Here is a 17386-nt window from a genome sequence, read left to right as displayed (position 1 = left end):
TCGCCCGCGTCGCAGGGGGAGCGGGCAGAGGGCCGCCGCGCTGTTCAGGACACCGGTCCGCTCCAACCGGCCGCGAGCCCCAGCGGAGACGTGGTGGCGCACGCCGCGGACGGCGACCCGCACCCCGGACGGACCCGCGCGGCGCGAAACACGTACCGTTCGGGCAGGTGGGGACGGATGCGCTCGCTGCGGTGGACGGCGGGGCACCGGCCCGTCCGACAGGCGGCGCCCTCCACCCGGCGCGACACACGGCACTCCCCACCGGGCGCGCCCGCACCGCCCGCCCGTACCGCAGCCTCCTGGAAGGACGAGCCCCGTGCTCACGTCGTACGCAGCCCATTTCGACACGCCCGCCGGGTACCTCGACTTCGCACGGTTCGGTCCGCCGTCGCGGGACGCCGTGGCCGCCACCGCGCGAGCCATGGAGGAATCCGCCCGCGCCGACCACACCACCGTGGACGGTCTGATGCGGGCGGAGGGGATCGCGCGGGACACGGCCGCCCGCCTCGCCGGCACCGACAGCGGTCACACGGTGCTGCTGCCGAACGCGTCCACCGGCATGTTCCACGCCGCTCTCGGCATCCCGGGGGGCGTGGTCCTCGCGCCGCGTACCGACTTCCCCGCCAACCACTATCCGTGGCGCCGCGCCGCGGACCTGGGCCGGGCCACGCCGCGCTGGCTCACGCCGGCGCCCGGTGGCGGGGTCACCCCCGACCTCGTCCGCGCCGCGCTGAGCGACGACGTCGTCGCCGTGTCCGTCAGCGCCGTGGACTTCCGCACCGGCTTCCGTGCCGACCTGGCGGCGCTGCGCGAGGCGATCGGACCGGACCGGCTGCTGATCGTGGACGCCATCCAGGCGTTCGGCGTCGCCGCGATGCCCTGGGACGCGGCCGACGTGGTGGTCGCGGGTGGTCAGAAATGGCTGCGCGCGGGATGGGCCACCGGCTTCGCGGCACTGTCCGATCGCGCGCTGGAAACCCTGCAACCGGTCCTCACCGGCTGGACGGGCGTCGAGGACGTCGGCCTCTTCGACGGAACGGAGCACCCGCCCGCCCCGGACGCGCGACGGTGGTCGATCACGAATCTCAGCCCGGTGACGGCCGCCGCGCTCGCGGCCGCGCTGGACCTCGTCGAGCGGCACACCGTCGCGGCGATCGAGGCCGCGATCGCCACGCGGATCGACGAACTCACCGAAGTCGTCAAGGAGCGTGGCGGCCACATCCTCTCCCCCACCGACCCGGCGCGGCGCGCGGGCGTCCTCTCCTTCACGATGCCGGACCGCGACCCCTCCGTCGTCGCGAAGTCGTTGCACGTCGAGGGTGTCACTCCGACGGTGCGCGCCGACTCGCTCCGGCTCTCCCCGCACGCGTCGACGCCGCGGGAGGCGTCCGAACGAGTGGCCGCCGCGCTGTCGTCGCTGCGCGACTGAACCCGGGGAGGCGGCGGCAGCCTGGCCCGCAGTACGTCCTGCCCGCGAAGGTCACCTACCACCTGCCCGAGCGCCCGGACCCGGCCGGTGCCGCGCCCCTCATGTGGGCCGGGATCACCACGATCGCAGGTAGGACACGGCCTGGCCAAAGCCCTACCGCGCCCCGGCCGATGCTCACTTCGCGACCGGCGCGCTCACCGGAACGGCGCTCCTGAAATCGCTGAGGGTGAGCGTGTTGTGAAGGTCGGCGTCGGAAGCGAAGTGGATGTCCTGTCGTACGCGTACGATCCGGCCCTCCTTGTCGATCCACACGGCGGCGTCGATGGTGGTGGCGGGGCGCAGATTGCGCCCGATGGTCCTGTCGACCGTTTCGAGGTCTTCCGGGGTGAGGCGGGCCGACACACGGACGGGTTCGCTCTCCCGGTCCACGGATCCGCTGTGACCGAGTATGAGGCGCGCGTACCTCGGAAGCCGGTCCGTGGGAATGCCGCCCTCGGCCGCCGACGCGGGGAACTCCTGCCACCCGCCGTCGGAGCCGCTTGCGCGCCGGTACACCTTCCGCCGGGTGATCACGACGTCTTCGGTGTACTGCTCGGTCTTGTCCGTCGTACGCCCCGTCAAGGGCGCGTTGAGGTTGACCCTTCCGGTCATGAGCTGCAGTCGTCTGGTTCCGGATTGCGTGACGGCTCTGATCGCGGCCGAGTAGGGGGCGTCGTCGGCCGCGGCCAGCCGGTCGAGAACCACCTGCGGGCCGGTTTTCGCCCGCGCGGGTGAGCCTGCGGCACATGCCGAGAGCAGCAGTCCCGAGAGCGCCAGGATCAGGGGCGTCGTCCGGTGGTGAATCAAAGGATGGATCCTCGCAGTAACAGGCCCGGAGGGAGAGCCATGCCCCAGGCCGCGGGGTGGATGGTGGGCCCATCCTTCCCTGCCGCGGGGACCGGTCGGCGGACGGGGGAGGCGGTGCGATCCAGCGTGCGCCGGACGGTTACGGAATCGGCCCCTCCGTCCGTTCACCCCTCGGCCGACGCAGACAGAGACACGGACACGGACGCGCGGCCCTCGGTGGCCACGGCTCCGGCGCACACCGGCCGGTCGTCCCCCGGCCGTCAGTGACGCGTTATGGGTACGCCGCTTCCCGTCAAGCATGCGTCAGCGACGGACCCCCGCCCAGGCCGGCGAGGCATAGCTTCATCGAAGTGTCCGGCCGATCCGGCCGGACGACGCACGTCGCCTTCTTCGAGGAGCAGCACCATGTCTCCAGTCGAGCATGCCGAGGACCCCGAACCCTCCGAACGCTTCCCGGCCGGACTTCTCTTCGTTCCTGTCCGGCCGGGGTCCGCGGGTTGCACGACCCGGTTCTTCCGCACCCCCCTGGGCGGCCGTACGGCCGTCGGTTTCACCTCGGCCGCGAAGCTCACCGCCACGCTGGGCGCCGGCCAGGCCCACATCAGGCTCTCCGAACCCGCGCTGCGCGCGCTCGCCGCGCCCCTGGGCGTCACGGCCCTCGTCGTCGACCCGTCGTTCTCCGCCCCCGCGGCCGACCGCGCGGCGGTCCCGGTCCGCGAGCGCGGGACCTCCCGGCGCCGCCGGCATCCCGAACACCTGGCCCTGCGGGTGACCGGCGCGGCCGCCGTCGTCGCGTGCCTGAACCTGCTGATCGGCTGAGGAGACATCATGTCCATCCAGGACGCCCCCCTTCAGGACATGGCGTTTCAGGCACCGTCCCGCGCCGACGCCACAGACATCAGAGACGCCGAAGGCCTGTCCGTGTGGCCCCGCTCCGCCCGCTCCGCCGCCGACGGCGACGTCCGTGTCGGCGGGGTCTCCCTCACCGAGACCGCCGACCGCTTCGGCACCCCCGTCTACGTACTCGACGAGCGGGAGGTCCGCGAACGCTGTCGCACGTACCGCACGGCGTTCCCCGAGGCCGACGTCGTCTACGCGGCCAAGGCGTTCCTGTCCCGGGCCATGGTGCGCTGGGTGCGGGAGGAGGGCCTCGGCCTCGACGTCTGCTCCGCCGGGGAACTCGAACTCGCCGTGACCACCGGCTTCCCGCCGGAGAGGATCGTGATGCACGGCAACGCCAAGAGCCCCGAGGACCTGCGCGCGGCGCTCGGGCACGGCGTCGGCCGCATCGTCGTGGACAGTGACTCCGAGATCACCCGGCTGGCCGCGGTCGTTCCCCCCGGCAGCCGCCAGAAGGTCATGGTGCGGGTGGTGCCCGGCGTCGCGGCGGGCGGGCACGCCAAGGTGCGTACCGGGACCGACGACCAGAAGTTCGGTCTGTCGATCACGGACGGGTCCGCGGAACACGCCGTCGCCCGGATACTCGACCAGCCGCAGCTCGAACTCGTGGGCCTGCACTGTCACATCGGCTCGCAGATCTCCTCCGCGCAGCCGTACGTCACCGCGGTAGGCCGCGTGGTCGGGCTGATGGCCCGAATCCGCGACCAGCACGGCGTCGCTCTCCCCCAGCTGGACATCGGCGGCGGTCATGCCATCGCCTACCGGCCCGGCGAGGAGAGCCTGAATGCCGGAGTCCTGGCCGGCCGGGTCCGCGCCGAACTCGAGGACGGCTGCGCTCGCGCCGGACTGCCCGTGCCCAGGCTCACCCTCGAACCCGGCCGGGCGATCGTCGGCCCCGCGGGAGTCGCCGTCTACCGCGTCCTCGCGGTCAAACGCACCGGGGACCACACCTTCGTGGCCGTCGACGGCGGCATGAGCGACAACCCGAGGCCCGCGCTGTACGGGGTGCGGTACGCGCCCCGGCTCGTCGGCCGGCCCTCGGCGGTACCGCCCCGTCTCGTCACCGTCGTGGGCCGCCACTGCGAGGCGGGGGACGTCCTCGCGGAGGACGTGGCGCTCCCGGGCGACGTGCACCCCGGCGACCTCCTCGCCGTCCCCGCGGCCGGCGCGTACCACCTCTCCATGGCCTCCGGCTACAACCTGGTCGGCCGGCCCCCGGTGGTGGGGGTGTCCGACGGTAGCGCCCGCGTCCTGGTGCGCCGCGAGTCCCTGGACGACATGAGCCGCCGGGACATCGGGCTGTAGCCCCCCGTCCGATCCGGTCCCGTGCCGCGGCTCCCGCCCGGCGAAGGCACACGGTCGCGATCACGGGTGCCGCGACAGGCACCCGTGCCCGAAGGGCCGTGCCGATCCCCCGCGTCTCCTCCACCCCGCCGCACCGCTCCCTCACCCATGAGAACGAGGCCTCGATGACCGTCGAGAACACCGTCGGCCTGATCGTGGCCGTCACCCTGCTCGTCTGTCCGACCATCGCCCTGATCAAGCCGGAGAAGTTCTGATGTCCGCCCCCGCCCAGACGCTGCCCGCACAGGTACCGGACTCCCCTCCGCCCGGACCCGAGAGGCCGCCGCGCCGGATCAGCGCCGGAACGGTCGATCCGACGCAGCTGTGGCGCGCGCTTCCGCAGGCGTTCACCAAACTGAATCCGGTGACCCTGTTCCGTAACCCGGTCATGTTCGTGACCGAGGTCGGCGCCGCGCTGACCACGGGCATCGCCATGGTCCACCCCGGTGTCTTCGCCTGGATGATCACCGGCTGGTTGTGGCTGACGGTGGTCTTCGCCAACCTCGCCGAGGCCGTGGCCGAGAGCCGCGGGAAGGCGCAGGCCGACTCGCTGCGCAGGACCCGGCAGCAGACCACCGCGTGGCGGCTCGCGGGCTGGGAGCCCGGGGCCGCCAAGGACGCGTACCTCGAAGAAGCCGTAGCCGCCTCGGAGTTGAGGCGGGGCGACATCGTGTCCGTACCGGCCGGGGAGTTCATCCCCGGTGACGGCGATGTCATCGAGGGCGCGGCGAGCGTCGACGAGTCGGCGATCACCGGTGAGTCGGCGCCGGTCATCCGTGAGTCGGGCGGCGACCGCAGCGCGGTCACCGGCGGCACCCGGGTGCTCTCGGACCACCTCGTCGTACGCGTCACCCAGGAGCCCGGGGACAGCTTCCTGGACCGGATGATCTCCCTGGTCGAGGGGGCCGACCGGCAGAAGACCCCCAACGAGCTGGCCCTCAACCTGCTGCTGGTCATGCTGACCTTCGTCTTCCTGGTCGCGGTCGTGACCCTCCAGCCGATGGCGATCTTCTCCAAGGACGCGATGGCCGTCGCGCACGACACCGCGGCGCTGAACGCGAACGGTGTCACCGCCATCGTCCTCGTCTCGCTGCTCGTCTGTCTGATCCCGACCACGATCGGCGCGCTGCTCTCGGCGATCGGTATCGCGGGGATGGACCGGCTGGTGCAGCGGAACGTGCTGGCCATGTCCGGAAGGGCCGTCGAGGCCGCCGGTGACGTCAACACCCTGCTGCTCGACAAGACGGGCACGATCACCTTCGGCAACCGGCGGGCGAGCGCGTTCCTCCCGGTCGGGGACGTGTCCATGGAGCGGCTGGCGCGGGCCGCGCTTCTGTCCAGCCTGGCGGACGAGACGCCCGAGGGCCGTTCCATCGTCGAATTCGCCCACGAGAAGCACGAGTCGACCCAGCAGGTCGCGAACGGCGCGGAGTGGGTGCCGTTCACCGCCGCCACCCGCATGTCCGGAGTGGACCTCCCCGGCGGGCAGCGGTTGCGCAAGGGCGCCGCGGCGTCGGTCTCGGCCTGGGTGCGCGAACAGGGCGGTGAGGTCCCGCTCGCGCTGGAGGCGGTCGTGGGACAGGTCTCCGCGTCGGGCGGTACGCCGCTTGCCGTGGCGCGGTCCACGAGCGACGGCCGGGCCGAAGTGCTCGGCGTCGTCCACCTCAAGGACGTCGTCAAGCCGGGCCTGCGGGAACGCTTCGACGAGCTGCGCCGGATGGGCATCCGTACGGTGATGATCACTGGCGACAACCCGGTGACCGCGAGGGCGATCGCCGAGGAGGCGGGCGTCGACGACTTCCTGGCCGAGGCCACGCCGGAGGACAAACTGGCGCTGATCAAGCGGGAGCAGGCCGGCGGTCACCTCATCGCGATGACGGGTGACGGCACGAACGACGCCCCGGCCCTCGCGCAGGCCGACGTCGGCGTGGCGATGAACACGGGCACGTCGGCCGCCAAGGAGGCCGGCAACATGGTCGACCTCGACTCGGACCCCACGAAGATCATCGAGATCGTCGAGATCGGCAAGCAACTCCTCATCACCCGGGGCGCGCTGACGACGTTCTCCATCGCCAACGACATCGCCAAGTACTTCGCGATCCTGCCCGCGATGTTCGCCGCCGTGTATCCGGGGCTCGACCGGCTCAACATCATGGCCCTGCACTCGCCGCTGTCCGCGATCCTCTCCGCGGTCGTCTTCAACGCGGTGGTCATCGTGGCGCTGATCCCGCTCGCCCTGCGCGGTGTGCGCTACCGGCCGTCGTCCGCGTCCGCCCTGCTCACCCGCAACCTGTGGATCTACGGGCTCGGCGGCGTCGTCGCGCCCTTCCTGGCCATCAAGTTCATCGACCTCACCCTCGTCCAGTTCATTCCGGGGATCTGACCATGACACGCATCCCGCACTGGCTCGCCCAGCACCTCGCGGCGCTCCGGGTGGTCCTCGTGCTGACCCTCCTGACCGGGCTCGCCTATCCGCTGGCCATGACGGCCTTCGCCCAGGTCCCCGGCCTGGCGGGCAGGTCCGGGGTCACCGCCGCCGACGGCCGGGACGCCGGGTCCTCCCTGATCGGCCAGTCCTTCACGGACGCCAAGGGCCATCCGCTGAGACGGTACTTCCAGTCCCGGCCGTCCAACGCCGGTACGGGGTACGACGCCACCGCGTCCGGAGCCGGAAACCAGGGCCCCGAGTCCGTCGTCGACACCGCCGACAGGCCGAGCCTGCTCACCCTGGTCTGCGGGCGCAGCAAGGCGGTCGGCGAGCTCGAAGGCGTCGACGGCTCCCGCCCGTTCTGCACACCGGACGGTGTGGGGGCGGTCCTCGGCGTCTTCCACGACGGCGGTACGGGCGGACGGGTCACCAGGGTCGTCAGCCTCGACCAGGCCTGCCCGGCCAGACCGTTCATCCGCTCCTACCGGGGAGTCGTTGTCGGCTGCGCCGAGCACGGCGCGGACTACAGCCGCGCCGTGACCGTCCCCGTACGCGGCGACGCGCCGGCCGACCCGGTCGTCCCCGCCGACGCGGTGACCGCGAGCGGCAGCGGGCTCGACCCGCACATCAGCCCGGCGTACGCGAAGCTCCAGGCGCCCCGCGTCGCCCGCGAGCGCGGCGCGAGCGTGGCCGATGTACGCAGGTTGATCGCCACGTACACCACCGGCCGCACGCTCGGCGTGCTCGGCGAGCCGGGCGTCGACGTCCTCGAGCTGAACGTCGCGCTCGACCGTACCTACCCCCAGCAGGGAGCCTGATCATGGCGGCCTGGATCCAGGCATCGCTCGTCCTCGCCGTGGTGGTGGGGCTGCACGTGCCGCTCGGCGACTACATGGCCCGAGCACTCGACGGCGGCCGGCACGGGCGCGCCGAGAGAGCCCTCTACCGCGTGTGCGGAATCGACCCGGACAGGGAACAGACCTGGCGGCACTACCTCACCGCCCTGCTCGCCTTCTCGGTCATGAGCGTCGCGGCGCTCTTCGCCCTCTTCACCCTCCAGGGCAAGCTGCCCTGGTCGACGGGCCACGAGGGCATGCCGTGGCGGCTCGCGCTGCACACCGCCGTCTCCTTCACGACCAACACCAGCTGGCAGAACTACGCCGGCGAGTCCACCACCGGGCACCTCGCCGTCATGGCGGGTCTGGGCGTCCAGGCGTTCGCGTCGGCGGCGGTCGGCATCTGCGTGGCGCTCGCCCTCGTGCGGGGGCTCGTCCGGCGCAGCACCACCGGCCTCGGCAACTTCTGGGTGGACCTGCTGCGCACGATCTTCCGCGTACTGCTCCCGCTGGCGGTCATCGGTGGCCTGATCCTGATGGCGGGCGGGGTCATCCAGAGTCTCGGCGCCGGCCACACCGTCACCACGGTCGCGGGCGGCAGGCAGACGATCCTCGGCGGACCGGTCGGCTCCTGGGAGCCGCTCAAACTGCTCAGCGGTGACGGCGGCGGCGTCTTCAACGCCAACAGCGCCCACCCGTTCGAGAACCCGAGCGCCTGGACCAACGTCCTCGAGATCGTGCTGATGCTGCTGATCCCGACGGCCTGCGTCCGCATGTTCGGCCGGATGATCGGCAGCCCGAGGCAGGGCTGGACCCTGCTGACGGTCGTCGGCATCCTCTTCGGTCTGCTCCTGGCCGCCGCGACGCTGGCCCAGTCCGCGCACACCGGCACGGTCACCCAGGCGGTCGGCGGACCGTACGAGGGGACCGAGACCCGCTTCGGCGTCCCGGGCTCGACACTGTTCGGCGTGGGGGCCACCGGCTCGGCGGACGGCGCGGCCAACTCCTCGTACGACAGCTTCTCCAGCCTCGGCGGCGGGGTGCTGCTGTCCGCGATGATGCTCGGTGAGATCGCGCCCGGTGGCACGGGCAGCGGACTGTACGGCCTGATCATGGTGGTGCTGGTGGCCGTCTTCATCGGCGGTCTGATGGTCGGCCGCACGCCCGAATACCTGCGCAAGCGGATCGGGTTCGGGGAGATGCGCTGGTTCGTGGTGTACGCGCTGATCCCGCCCACCGTCATCCTGGCCTGCACGGGCGTCGCGCTCGCCTTCGACGACGGGCGGACCTCGATGGGCAACCCGGGGGCGCACGGTCTCACCGAGCTGATCTACGCCTACACGAGCAACACCAACAGCAACGGCAGCGCGATGGCGGGCTTCAACGGCGCCACCGACTTCCACAACCTCCTGATGGTGGTCGCGATGCTGGCGGGGAGGTATCTCCCGATGGTGGCCGTCCTGGCCCTGGCCGGGCGGCTCGCCCAGCAGCGGCCGGGCGTCGTCACCGTCGGCACGCTGCGCGCCCAGGGTGTCAACTTCGTCGTCCTGGCCACGGCCGCGGCCGTCATCCTGGCGTTGCTCAACTTCCTGCCCGCACTGTCCCTCGGCACCATCGCCGACGGGCTCATGTAACCCCGTACCGGCTGAGCTCCCGGCCCGTCACAGGCTCAGCCGGTACGGCACCACACCGCGTTCGGCGGCGAGTTCGACCGACTCGTCGACAGCGCCCTCGCCGCCCTGCACTCCCCCCGGTCCCCCGGTCCCCCGGTCCCTCGGGGCGACGGCACCGGTGGTACGCGGCACGTCCTGTCCGACCCACCCTGTCCGTCCTGTCCGTCCTGTCCTGCCTGTCCTGCCTGTCCTGCCTGTCCTGCCTGTCCTGCCTGTTCCGCGACGGCGTCCCAGGTGCCGTGGGCGGCGAGCCCTGCCGGCGCGAGCAGCGACGCGAGGGGATGTCGTCCCGTCGCCGACGTCCGCGCACACCTCCGCGGTGCCGGACCGCGGCCACGTCAGTGGTGGTGGCCCTGCCGGCCGAGGGTCTCCACAGGGGTCGCGCCGGGGCGGGTCCACTGGGGTACGGGGCGGCTGGTCGGTCCCCAGGTGGGGGCACCGTCGGCGTCGGCGCGCCAGTACCAGCAGGCCTGCCGGCCCTGGGACGGGTGTCCCTCGCGGACGTCGCCGATCACGCGCCGGCCCTCGGGGTTGTCCTCCCACGACTCGCCGCGGCCGTAGGACGTCATGTCGAGCAGTCCGAAGGACCCGTTGACCGGCTCGTTGCCACGGCCCGTCGTGGAGTAGGTGAGGAACACGCGGTCGCCGGCACGCAGGAAGCAGACGATGTGCCCCATTGTCCCGCCGACCGGCGCGGCCACGTCGCGCACCGAGTACCAGGGCTGGGTGTATCCCATGAACGCGACGTACGGGGCCACCTCGTCCCAGCGGCCCGTGGTCAGGATCGCCGACGAGACACCGCGGGCGTTGAGGTAGACGGCGTCCTTCAAGTGCCAGGCCGTGGTGGTGCAGCCCTCGCACTGCCCCTGGTGCGGCGCGCCGTCGTACCACATGTGCTGGTAGACCACGAGTTCGTCGCGGCCCTGGAACAGGTCCAGGAACGGGACCGGGCCGTCGGGTCCGACGACCTCGGCCGTCCCGTCGAGCTCGACCATCGGCAGCCGGCGGCGGGCCGCGGCGAGGGCGTCACCCTCGCGGGTGTGGGCCTTCTCGCGGACCAGCAGCTCATCGCGCGCCGCCTGCCAGGTGGCCAGGTCGACGACGGGCGGCTTGCCGGTGAGGTCGGTGCTCGGGTGGCCGGGCGTGATCGCCATGGTGTCCTCCGTGATGTCTCGTGCGGGTGAGCGTCGTACGACGTCCCACGACATGCACCTCTGCGGACTCGCGCCCCGGCCAAAACTCATCGCGACCGGACCCTTCCGCGTCGTGCGCCGGGTGTCGAGGGGCCCTGGCCACGCACCACCCCCGAGGAGCGCCGGCAGATCCCGGCGTGAGGCGGTCCGTGCCGCCGCCGGTCCGACGCGCGAGCGTACGACCGACGAGGCGGAGGAATCGGACGGAGAACGGTACGGGTCAGGGACGGGAGGGTTTACGGGTGCTCGAACCGCTCTTGCTCTCAACGCGCCCCGAGGAAGCGGGTTCTGGGCGCTGCCGATGGCGGGAGGTGCGCTGGCGAGGTGGCCGGGTCAGGGTGATCTGACGGACCAGTTGTTGGAAGCAGGTCAGGGACGCGAGGGCCGGTACCACTGCGGCGGCCACGCCGGTGATGGTCTTGTGGGCGTCGGCCACGCAGAACATCACGGCGACGAAGGAGAACAGCAGAACGACGTACCACGAGTGCACGGCACGGCGTTGGTGCAGGGCGGCCCGCAGGACGGAGAGCGACGCCACCATCCAGGGGCCGTAGACGAGAAGGGGCCACCAGGGTCCCGAGCCGTTCTGCGTGCTGGACGCGATGTGCCGCAGGGGCGAGTAGGCCACCATGCCCCCGAAGACACTCACCATCGACACGATGACGGCGGCGACCGCGGCGATCACGAAGCTCACGGTCTGCAGCCAGGTGAAGCGCGGTTTGCGGACTCGCACCTTCCGATGCCCGGTCGAGGAGCGTCGGATGGGCGGCAACTCGGCAGTGATCTGCACCAGGTTGTCCATCGGTTCACTGATGAGTTCGTCGTCGTACGACGGCTCGCCGCGGGGTGGCGGCACAGTGACCTCCTCCGCCGCCGCGGCGTCCTGCAGGAGGTAGGTCAGCTCCTCGACCGGGTCCCAGCCCTGTTCGTACAGGGCGTCGGCGGAACCGCCGTGCCGGCCGGTACCCGTCGCACCGGGATATACGGGAGGTTGTTCGTATCGAGCGAAGGAGAGATCCGGATAGTCGTCGTTCACAGAGATTCCGCCCCGCCGGATCAGGGCCGGGTGACAGCCGGAACGTCCCCATCTGGCGATGAGTACGCGGCAACGGTCGTGCGGGTGTATCGCTCGATCTCCGCGGCTCGGGCCGCGGACAGGCGCCGCGCCGCCGTTCCGGCGCACGACGGGGCACAAAGACTTGCTTGGGTCATATTCCATTAACGCTGGTCATCGCCGGTAGATGTGTGGCAAACGAGTGAGCGCAAGCCTCCGGAGAAATTCACGAAAGCCTCTTTATCGATCGGGAGCCGATGGTTCTTCCCAGCGCTGGCGCGGGCATCCGGGAGACCCCCTGACCCGGCACCCGTTGGGCCTCCGAGATGCGCCCCGGGCCCCGCGCGGTGACACTTTTCTGGTGGCCTCGCGCGCCGCACAGGGCCTGCGGGGCATCGCGGCCGGTTCCGTAGCCGTCCCGTCCTGCCTGGAGACTTCCGTGAGCCAGCTCTTCCAGCCCCTGACACTGCGTGGTGTGACGATCCCCAACCGGGTCTGGATGTCGCCGATGATGCAGTACTCCGCCCCGGCCCAGGGACCGGAGACCGGCACACCGACCGACTGGCATCTCCAGCATCTGGCCTCGCGCGCGGTGGGCGGCGCCGGACTGGTCATGGTGGAGGCCACCTCCGTCAGCGCGGAGGGCCGCAGCAGCGCCTACGACCTCGGTCTGTGGAACGACCGACAACCACCGGCCTTCGCCCGTGTCGTCCACGCGCTGAACGACTCCGGTGCGGTACCGGCGATCCAGCTCAACCACCCCGGCCGCAAGGCGGGCATCGGACGCCCCTGGTCCGACGCCCACCCACCACGCCCCGGACTGCGGCGAGTGGGTCCCAGTCCGATCGCCTTCGGAACGGTCCCCGCGCCCCACGAACTCACCACCCACGCCATCACCACGGTCGTCGACGAGTTCGCCCAGGCCGCCCGGCGCGCCCACCTGGCCGGGTTCCGCGCCCTGGAGATCCACGGCGCGCACGGCTACCTCGTCCACTCGTTCCTCTCCCCCCAGACCAACCACCGCACCGACGCCTACGGCGGGGGCCTGGAACGGCGCATGCGCTTCGCGCTGGAGGTGGTGGACGCCGTCCGGTCCCAATGGCCTCAGGAACTCCCGCTGTTCTTCCGCACCTCGGCGACCGACTGGCTCGCGGGCCACGGTACCGAGACACGGCCCGGCTGGACCGTCGACGACACCACGCACCTCGCCCGGGAACTCATGGCCCACGGAGTGGATCTGCTGGACGTCTCCACCGGTGGCATCGTGCCCGACGCCACCATCCCCGTCAGCCCCGGCTACCAGGTGACCTTCTCGGCGCAGGTGCGCGCACGGACCGGCATCCCCACCGCCGCCGTGGGACTCATCACCGAACCCGAACAGGCCGAGAAGATCATCGCCCTCGGTGAGGCCGATGCCGTCTTCCTCGGCCGCGAACTGCTGCGCGACCCGTACTGGCCCCGCCGCGCCGCCCACTCCCTGGGCGCCGCCCTGCCCGCGCCACCGCAGTACGCCCGTGCGTTCACGGGCCGTTGACGCAGGCCGCCCCGCGGTCGTCCTGGACCGAACCGCCGGTGATCCGACCGGGCCGGCCAGGAGACGATGGTCCGGTCCGCTGTTCGGCGCGGCGGTGCGCACGGCCGCCGGCTGCGGCGGCCGTGCGCACCGTGACGGTCAAGGACGGACGCCGGTCACCAGGGCGCCGGGCCCGGTGGCGGGACCACCGGAGGCCGGTCGTCGCAGGTGATGGTGTTCGGCAGTTCCCACGACGCCATCCAGGCGCCTGTCGTGCCGCCTCCGTCGTTGCCTCCGAGGTCCTGCGCCGCGAACTCGGATCCGGTGGAGGGGAAGTTGAACGATCCGCAGTTGTTGATGCCGACCGCGCCGACGTTGCGGGCGTCCACGTTCTCGAAGGATGCCGAGCCGGCGGAGCGGGCGCTGAGTACGGACGTGCCGGTTCCGTCCACGCGGATGTCCTTGAAGCGGACCCCCCGGATCGCGTACTTGTCCTTCACGGGGAAGTCCGAGACCAGCATGACCGCGTTGTAGGTGCTGTCGAGGAAGTGGTCGCCCGTGACCTCGATGTCGGCGTCGATGTCCCGCTCCAGGGCGTAGAACCAGATGGCCCCGAGCCCGATCTTCCAGTTGAGCTCGAACGGCCCCGAGCGGACCGTGGTGTTGTCCGTGATCCACAGATGTCCGGTGAACGGCTCCGCTCCGAAGCGGGAGCCGACCTGGACGGCGCTGCCCTCTCGGATGGGGTCGGCGACGAGGTTGCCGGTGACCGTGTTGTCGGTACCGCCGTAGAGCGCGATGCCGTTGGCGAGGACGGGCGTCTGCACGGTGTTGTGGGCGAAGACGTTGCGCGCGTTGCCGGTCTTCTCCGACCACATGGCCAGGCCGTCGTCACCGCTGTTGCGGACGAAGGTGTCCGAGACGGTGGAATCGGTCACGCCGGTATGGAAGTTGAGGCCGTCGGCGATCTGGTCGGCGATCACGTTGCGCGTGATCCGCAGGCGCGTCATGGGCCCGTCGAACCACATGCCGACCTTGGTGTGGTGCAGGTACAGGCCGTCGATCGTGGAGTCGCTGAGCGCGCCGCCGAGGGCGTTGACCTGGTCGGTGTCGACGCGTTCACGGACATCACCCTCGATCGCGAAGCCGGACAGGTGGACGTGGTGACTGCCGCCGTCCGCCGCGTCCTTGCCGTAGAAGCCGACGCCGGTGTGGACCGACCCGTCGGGGGCCGGCTTGTCCAGGGTGACCTGGTGACCCTTGACGATCGTGTACCAGCTGCCCGCTCCGACGATCGTCACGTCGTCCACGACGATGTGCCGGTTCACCTGGTACGTGCCCGGCGGCAGGTAGACGTCGAGGTGCCGCTTCCTGGCGAACGCGAGGGCACGGTCGATCGCGCCGCCCGCGTCCCGCCGGCCGGTGGGGTCGGCACCGAACGCGAGAACGTTCGCCGCACGTGCCTCGGTGTGCGGCGCGGCCACGAGGTGCGTGTCGAGGACGTCGATCACGGTCCAGGCCGCGCCACCGCCCCTGGGCGCCGTGAGGCGGACGGTGTCGCCGGCCCCGTACCGCTTGCCGAGCAGCAGCCGCTGCTCGTCGTAGAAGTGGCTGGGCCTGAAAGGCTTGTCGAGGGTGGGCGTCGGGGTGGTGGCGGCGGGGACGCATCCGCACTCGGTGATCCACCAGTCCGGGTGCAGCAGGTCGGCCTGGGGGTCGTTGGTGAACGGGTACTGGTTGTAGAGCCAGGAGTACCGCGAGGTGAGCGTCATCGTGGCTCGGTGTCTGCCGTCGACGGAGACGTCGAGCGGTGCGGTGGTGCCGCCGCCTTCGGGCGCGTCGGGGATGCTGTAGCGCACGGTGAGGGCGTTGGCGGCGTGCGGCAGCGTGAACTCGACGTACTGGCCCGGCTTCAGACGTACCGCGGTCCGGCCGGACGCCTCGGAGGGCAGGGTGTAGGCGGTGCGGTCGGGACCTATGACGGTGCCGTTGGTCGACGCGTTCTCCGCTTCCTGTTCGGCGAAGTCCACGGCGGCGCCACGCCCCGCGACCAGGGCGGGATCGAGCGCCGCGCGGGTCACCGCCGGGGTGCCCACGCCGGTGCCGTGGCCAGGGGCCGCCGGGGCTGCCAGGGCCGGAGCGCCGAGCGTGAGGACGAGTCCTGCGACCGCCGTCGTCACCGCCGTGGCGATCCTGGCCGGTCTCCGGGCGCGGCTGCGGACCCGTTCCGCCGCCGCGCGCGTGCTGTACCGCGACATCAGTTTCTCGTTTCTCTCGGACCGGACGAACGAGGACGGGCGGGGGCGGACGAAGGCGGACTGGGGACGACGGGGGACGAAGGCGGACGGAGGGCGGGCACGGTCGAACAGGGCAGGGCGGAGCCGGGCGAACGGAGCGTGCGACGACGCTGGGGCCGCTCTACGTGCGGGCAGTGGGGAGGGGCAGGCCGTGCCGGTGCGGTGACAGTAGGGCGTCTCCGGGCACCCTTACAAGACGCCGGACACGTCTTTTCAACTTGCAGTAGGATTCCTGCGTTGATTCATCGATTTCTTGCGTCACGCGTGGCGGTCACGCAAGAGATCGCCCGGCCGGCGGCTCAGCACTGCTGCACACACCGGAGGTTCTCCCACCGCCCGGCGGCGACGCAGGGCCGCGGCAGCGCCGCCAACTCCCCTTCCGAGGGGGCGGGTTCGTGCTCGATGCCGTCCCGAGAGGACCACCCGAGATGTGCTCAGGGCGGCGGCCGACCAGTACGCGCTGCTCACCCCCTGCGCTGCGGACCTGACGGGTGCCGTGACGGCGTTCGACGAGTTGGAGCGAGCGGTCCACCTCGGGCCGCGCGAGGACGACCTCGACCCGCGGCAAGTCGTCGCCCTCGCCTGCGAACCGCTCGACTGGTCCCACAGCACCGACGCCGTCCTGCCGAGCACGTGTGGCGACCCGGCCATGGCACTGGCCGGCCTGACGGCCATGATTCAGGAGAGCCTGCTCGAACGGGCCTGGGTGGTCTGGCCGGTGTGCCCCCGGCATGACCTCGGCGTCCACGGCTCGGAGCACGGCGGCGGCGCCGTCCGGTGGTGCGCGGGCGCGGGCGGACACCTGCTCGCACCGGTCGGCGAACTCCCGCGTGTAATCGTAGGACTCCGTCAGGTCTGTCTCGTGGTCCTGTACGGGGGCATGTTGGTGGTGCGGACGCACATGAAGTGAACCGTGCTCGGGCGAAGTTGGCGTTGTTCGTGGCGGATCGGCACCCCTCAGGCGAGGTGCTCGCGGAACCACTCGACGGCGGCGCCGCTCGCCTCGTCGAACCGCGTGGTGTACGGGTCGAAGTGGCCGCCCGGGATCGTCCGCAGTCGTTTGGGCTCCAGCGCGCGCTCGTAGGCCGCGAGGGCCATGTCGGTCACGGTGACGGTGTCGTTGAGCGCGACCACCATGAGCAGCGGCGTGGGCGAGACCCTGTCGACCCAGATTCCGGGCTCGTACATGCGCGCGGCCCGAGTGGAGCGGACCGTGACCTCGTTCTCCCACACACCGTCGGGCATGGGCTGGAGGTAGAAATCGATGGCCTCCTGCGTACGGTAGGACGCGGGCACCGCCGGGTCACTGCCGACGACGGCCACGGTGCGGGGGGCCTCGCCACGCAACTGGGCGCGCTCGTCCTCGGAGAATCCCTCCTCCAGGGCCGCGACGGCCTCGGGGACGATACGGCGCCGTCCCTGCTCGAAGCCGCTGATGGTCGGCACCTGGGAGACCACGGCCCGCAGTCGGCGGTCCGTCGCGCCCAGCACGATCGCGTGGCCGCCGGCGTAGCTGGTGCCCCACAGGCCGATCCGCTCCGGATCGACCTCGGGGAGGCTCTCCAGGAAGGAGATGGCCCGCCGCCAGTCGGCGATCTGCCGCCATGGGTCGACGTCCTGGCGTGGTCGGCCGTCGCTCGCCCCGAAGCCGCGGTGGTCATGGACCAGGACGACGAAGCCGTTCTCGGCGAAGGCCCGCGCGAACGGTTCGAGCCCGTGCTCCTTGACCGCGGCGTAGCCGTGGGCCATGGTGATCGCCGGATGCGGGCCCGGACCGTCCGGCAGGAAGAGCCGGCCACGCAGCTCTAGCGCGCCGTCGGCCCTGAACTGGACATCCTTGCGCTGAATCATGGAACAACCTTCTCAAAAGGAA

Annotated in this window: 15 protein-coding genes; 9 read left to right on the top strand and 6 right to left on the bottom strand. The window is 71.5% G+C overall.

Annotation, left to right across the window (positions count from 1 at the left end; genetic code table 11):
• Positions 1 to 316 precede the first annotated feature (316 nt).
• Positions 317 to 1429 (top strand): aminotransferase class V-fold PLP-dependent enzyme, encoded by a 1113-nt coding sequence (locus ABZV34_RS16035; protein WP_356275914.1) that lies wholly within the window; start codon positions 317 to 319, stop codon positions 1427 to 1429.
• Between the two features lie 174 nt (positions 1430 to 1603).
• Here the strand turns inward: ABZV34_RS16035 and ABZV34_RS16030 are convergent, their stop codons facing one another.
• The gene (locus tag ABZV34_RS16030) at positions 1604 to 2275 is read right to left on the bottom strand and encodes a hypothetical protein (RefSeq protein ID WP_356275912.1); all 672 of its coding nucleotides are present in this window, start codon (positions 2273 to 2275) and stop codon (positions 1604 to 1606) included.
• 405 nt (positions 2276 to 2680) lie between these two features.
• Between ABZV34_RS16030 and ABZV34_RS16025 the strand changes: the two genes are divergently transcribed.
• The 6 genes from ABZV34_RS16025 to kdpA all read left to right on the top strand — a co-directional run bounded on the left by ABZV34_RS16025 (position 2681) and on the right by kdpA (position 9417).
• Positions 2681 to 3094, top strand: a complete 414-nt coding sequence (locus ABZV34_RS16025; RefSeq protein WP_356275909.1) for an SAV_915 family protein — start codon at positions 2681 to 2683, stop codon at positions 3092 to 3094.
• A gap of 39 nt (positions 3095 to 3133) precedes the next feature.
• Positions 3134 to 4480 carry a diaminopimelate decarboxylase gene (gene lysA, locus ABZV34_RS16020; RefSeq protein ID WP_356276139.1) on the top strand — a complete coding sequence of 449 codons (1347 nt, stop codon included), beginning with the start codon at positions 3134 to 3136 and terminating at the stop codon, positions 4478 to 4480.
• Positions 4481 to 4578: 98 nt separating this feature from the next.
• Positions 4579 to 4734 (top strand): potassium-transporting ATPase subunit F, encoded by a 156-nt coding sequence (locus tag ABZV34_RS16015; protein WP_356275906.1) that lies wholly within the window; start codon positions 4579 to 4581, stop codon positions 4732 to 4734.
• Positions 4734 to 6902, top strand: a complete 2169-nt coding sequence (gene kdpB / locus ABZV34_RS16010; RefSeq protein WP_356275903.1) for a potassium-transporting ATPase subunit KdpB — start codon at positions 4734 to 4736, stop codon at positions 6900 to 6902. The genes ABZV34_RS16015 and kdpB overlap by 1 nt, the downstream gene beginning before the upstream one ends.
• 2 nt (positions 6903 to 6904) lie before the next feature.
• Positions 6905 to 7765: a potassium-transporting ATPase subunit C gene (locus ABZV34_RS16005; protein ID WP_356275900.1), complete on the top strand. Its 861-nt coding sequence runs from the start codon at positions 6905 to 6907 to the stop codon at positions 7763 to 7765.
• 2 nt (positions 7766 to 7767) lie between these two features.
• Positions 7768 to 9417 (top strand): potassium-transporting ATPase subunit KdpA, encoded by a 1650-nt coding sequence (gene kdpA / locus ABZV34_RS16000; RefSeq protein ID WP_356275897.1) that lies wholly within the window; start codon positions 7768 to 7770, stop codon positions 9415 to 9417.
• Between the two features lie 27 nt (positions 9418 to 9444).
• On the opposite strand, the gene ABZV34_RS15995 is transcribed toward kdpA, so the two are convergent.
• The 3 genes from ABZV34_RS15995 to ABZV34_RS15985 form a co-directional block, all read right to left on the bottom strand.
• Positions 9445 to 9588, bottom strand: a complete 144-nt coding sequence (locus tag ABZV34_RS15995) for a hypothetical protein (RefSeq protein ID WP_356275895.1) — start codon at positions 9586 to 9588, stop codon at positions 9445 to 9447.
• A gap of 206 nt (positions 9589 to 9794) precedes the next feature.
• On the bottom strand, positions 9795 to 10610 hold the full coding sequence (locus ABZV34_RS15990; protein WP_356275892.1) for a DUF899 family protein: 816 nt from the start codon (positions 10608 to 10610) through the stop codon (positions 9795 to 9797).
• Positions 10611 to 10869: 259 nt separating this feature from the next.
• Positions 10870 to 11685, bottom strand: coding sequence for a DUF2637 domain-containing protein (locus tag ABZV34_RS15985; protein WP_356275889.1), 816 nt, complete (start codon positions 11683 to 11685; stop codon positions 10870 to 10872).
• Between the two features lie 457 nt (positions 11686 to 12142).
• Between ABZV34_RS15985 and ABZV34_RS15980 the strand changes: the two genes are divergently transcribed.
• Complete coding sequence (locus ABZV34_RS15980; protein WP_356276136.1) at positions 12143 to 13237, top strand: NADH:flavin oxidoreductase/NADH oxidase; 1095 nt, start codon at positions 12143 to 12145, stop codon at positions 13235 to 13237.
• 155 nt (positions 13238 to 13392) lie between these two features.
• Here the strand turns inward: ABZV34_RS15980 and ABZV34_RS15975 are convergent, their stop codons facing one another.
• Positions 13393 to 15474, bottom strand: coding sequence for a glycosyl hydrolase family 28-related protein (locus ABZV34_RS15975; protein ID WP_356275886.1), 2082 nt, complete (start codon positions 15472 to 15474; stop codon positions 13393 to 13395).
• 469 nt (positions 15475 to 15943) lie between these two features.
• On the opposite strand from ABZV34_RS15975, the gene ABZV34_RS15970 reads away from it, so the two are divergent.
• Positions 15944 to 16423 carry a hypothetical protein gene (locus ABZV34_RS15970; protein WP_356275884.1) on the top strand — a complete coding sequence of 160 codons (480 nt, stop codon included), beginning with the start codon at positions 15944 to 15946 and terminating at the stop codon, positions 16421 to 16423.
• Positions 16424 to 16470: 47 nt separating this feature from the next.
• Here the strand turns inward: ABZV34_RS15970 and ABZV34_RS15965 are convergent, their stop codons facing one another.
• A complete protein-coding gene (locus tag ABZV34_RS15965) occupies positions 16471 to 17364 on the bottom strand; it encodes an alpha/beta hydrolase (RefSeq protein WP_356275881.1) in 894 nt (297 codons plus the stop codon).
• Between the last annotated feature and the right edge of the window lie 22 nt (positions 17365 to 17386).

The sequence above is a fragment of the Streptomyces sp. NPDC005195 genome, assembly GCF_040608315.1.
GTDB lineage: Bacteria > Actinomycetota > Actinomycetes > Streptomycetales > Streptomycetaceae > Streptomyces > Streptomyces kaempferi.
Note: the sequence above shows the minus strand (reverse complement) of the source record. Positions and strands in the feature narration are given on the sequence as shown.

Excerpts from the sequence above, each read along its gene's own strand:
- ABZV34_RS16025 (WP_356275909.1), top strand. The coding sequence starts at position 2,681 with ATGTCTCCAGTCGAGCATGCCGAGGACCCCGAACCCTCCGAACGCTTC.
- ABZV34_RS15975 (WP_356275886.1), bottom strand. The coding sequence starts at position 15,474 with ATGTCGCGGTACAGCACGCGCGCGGCGGCGGAACGGGTCCGCAGCCGC.
- ABZV34_RS15990 (WP_356275892.1), bottom strand. The coding sequence starts at position 10,610 with ATGGCGATCACGCCCGGCCACCCGAGCACCGACCTCACCGGCAAGCCG.
- ABZV34_RS16005 (WP_356275900.1), top strand. The coding sequence starts at position 6,905 with ATGACACGCATCCCGCACTGGCTCGCCCAGCACCTCGCGGCGCTCCGG.
- lysA (WP_356276139.1), top strand. The coding sequence starts at position 3,134 with ATGGCGTTTCAGGCACCGTCCCGCGCCGACGCCACAGACATCAGAGAC.
- kdpA (WP_356275897.1), top strand. The coding sequence starts at position 7,768 with ATGGCGGCCTGGATCCAGGCATCGCTCGTCCTCGCCGTGGTGGTGGGG.
- ABZV34_RS15965 (WP_356275881.1), bottom strand. The coding sequence starts at position 17,364 with ATGATTCAGCGCAAGGATGTCCAGTTCAGGGCCGACGGCGCGCTAGAG.
- kdpB (WP_356275903.1), top strand. The coding sequence starts at position 4,734 with ATGTCCGCCCCCGCCCAGACGCTGCCCGCACAGGTACCGGACTCCCCT.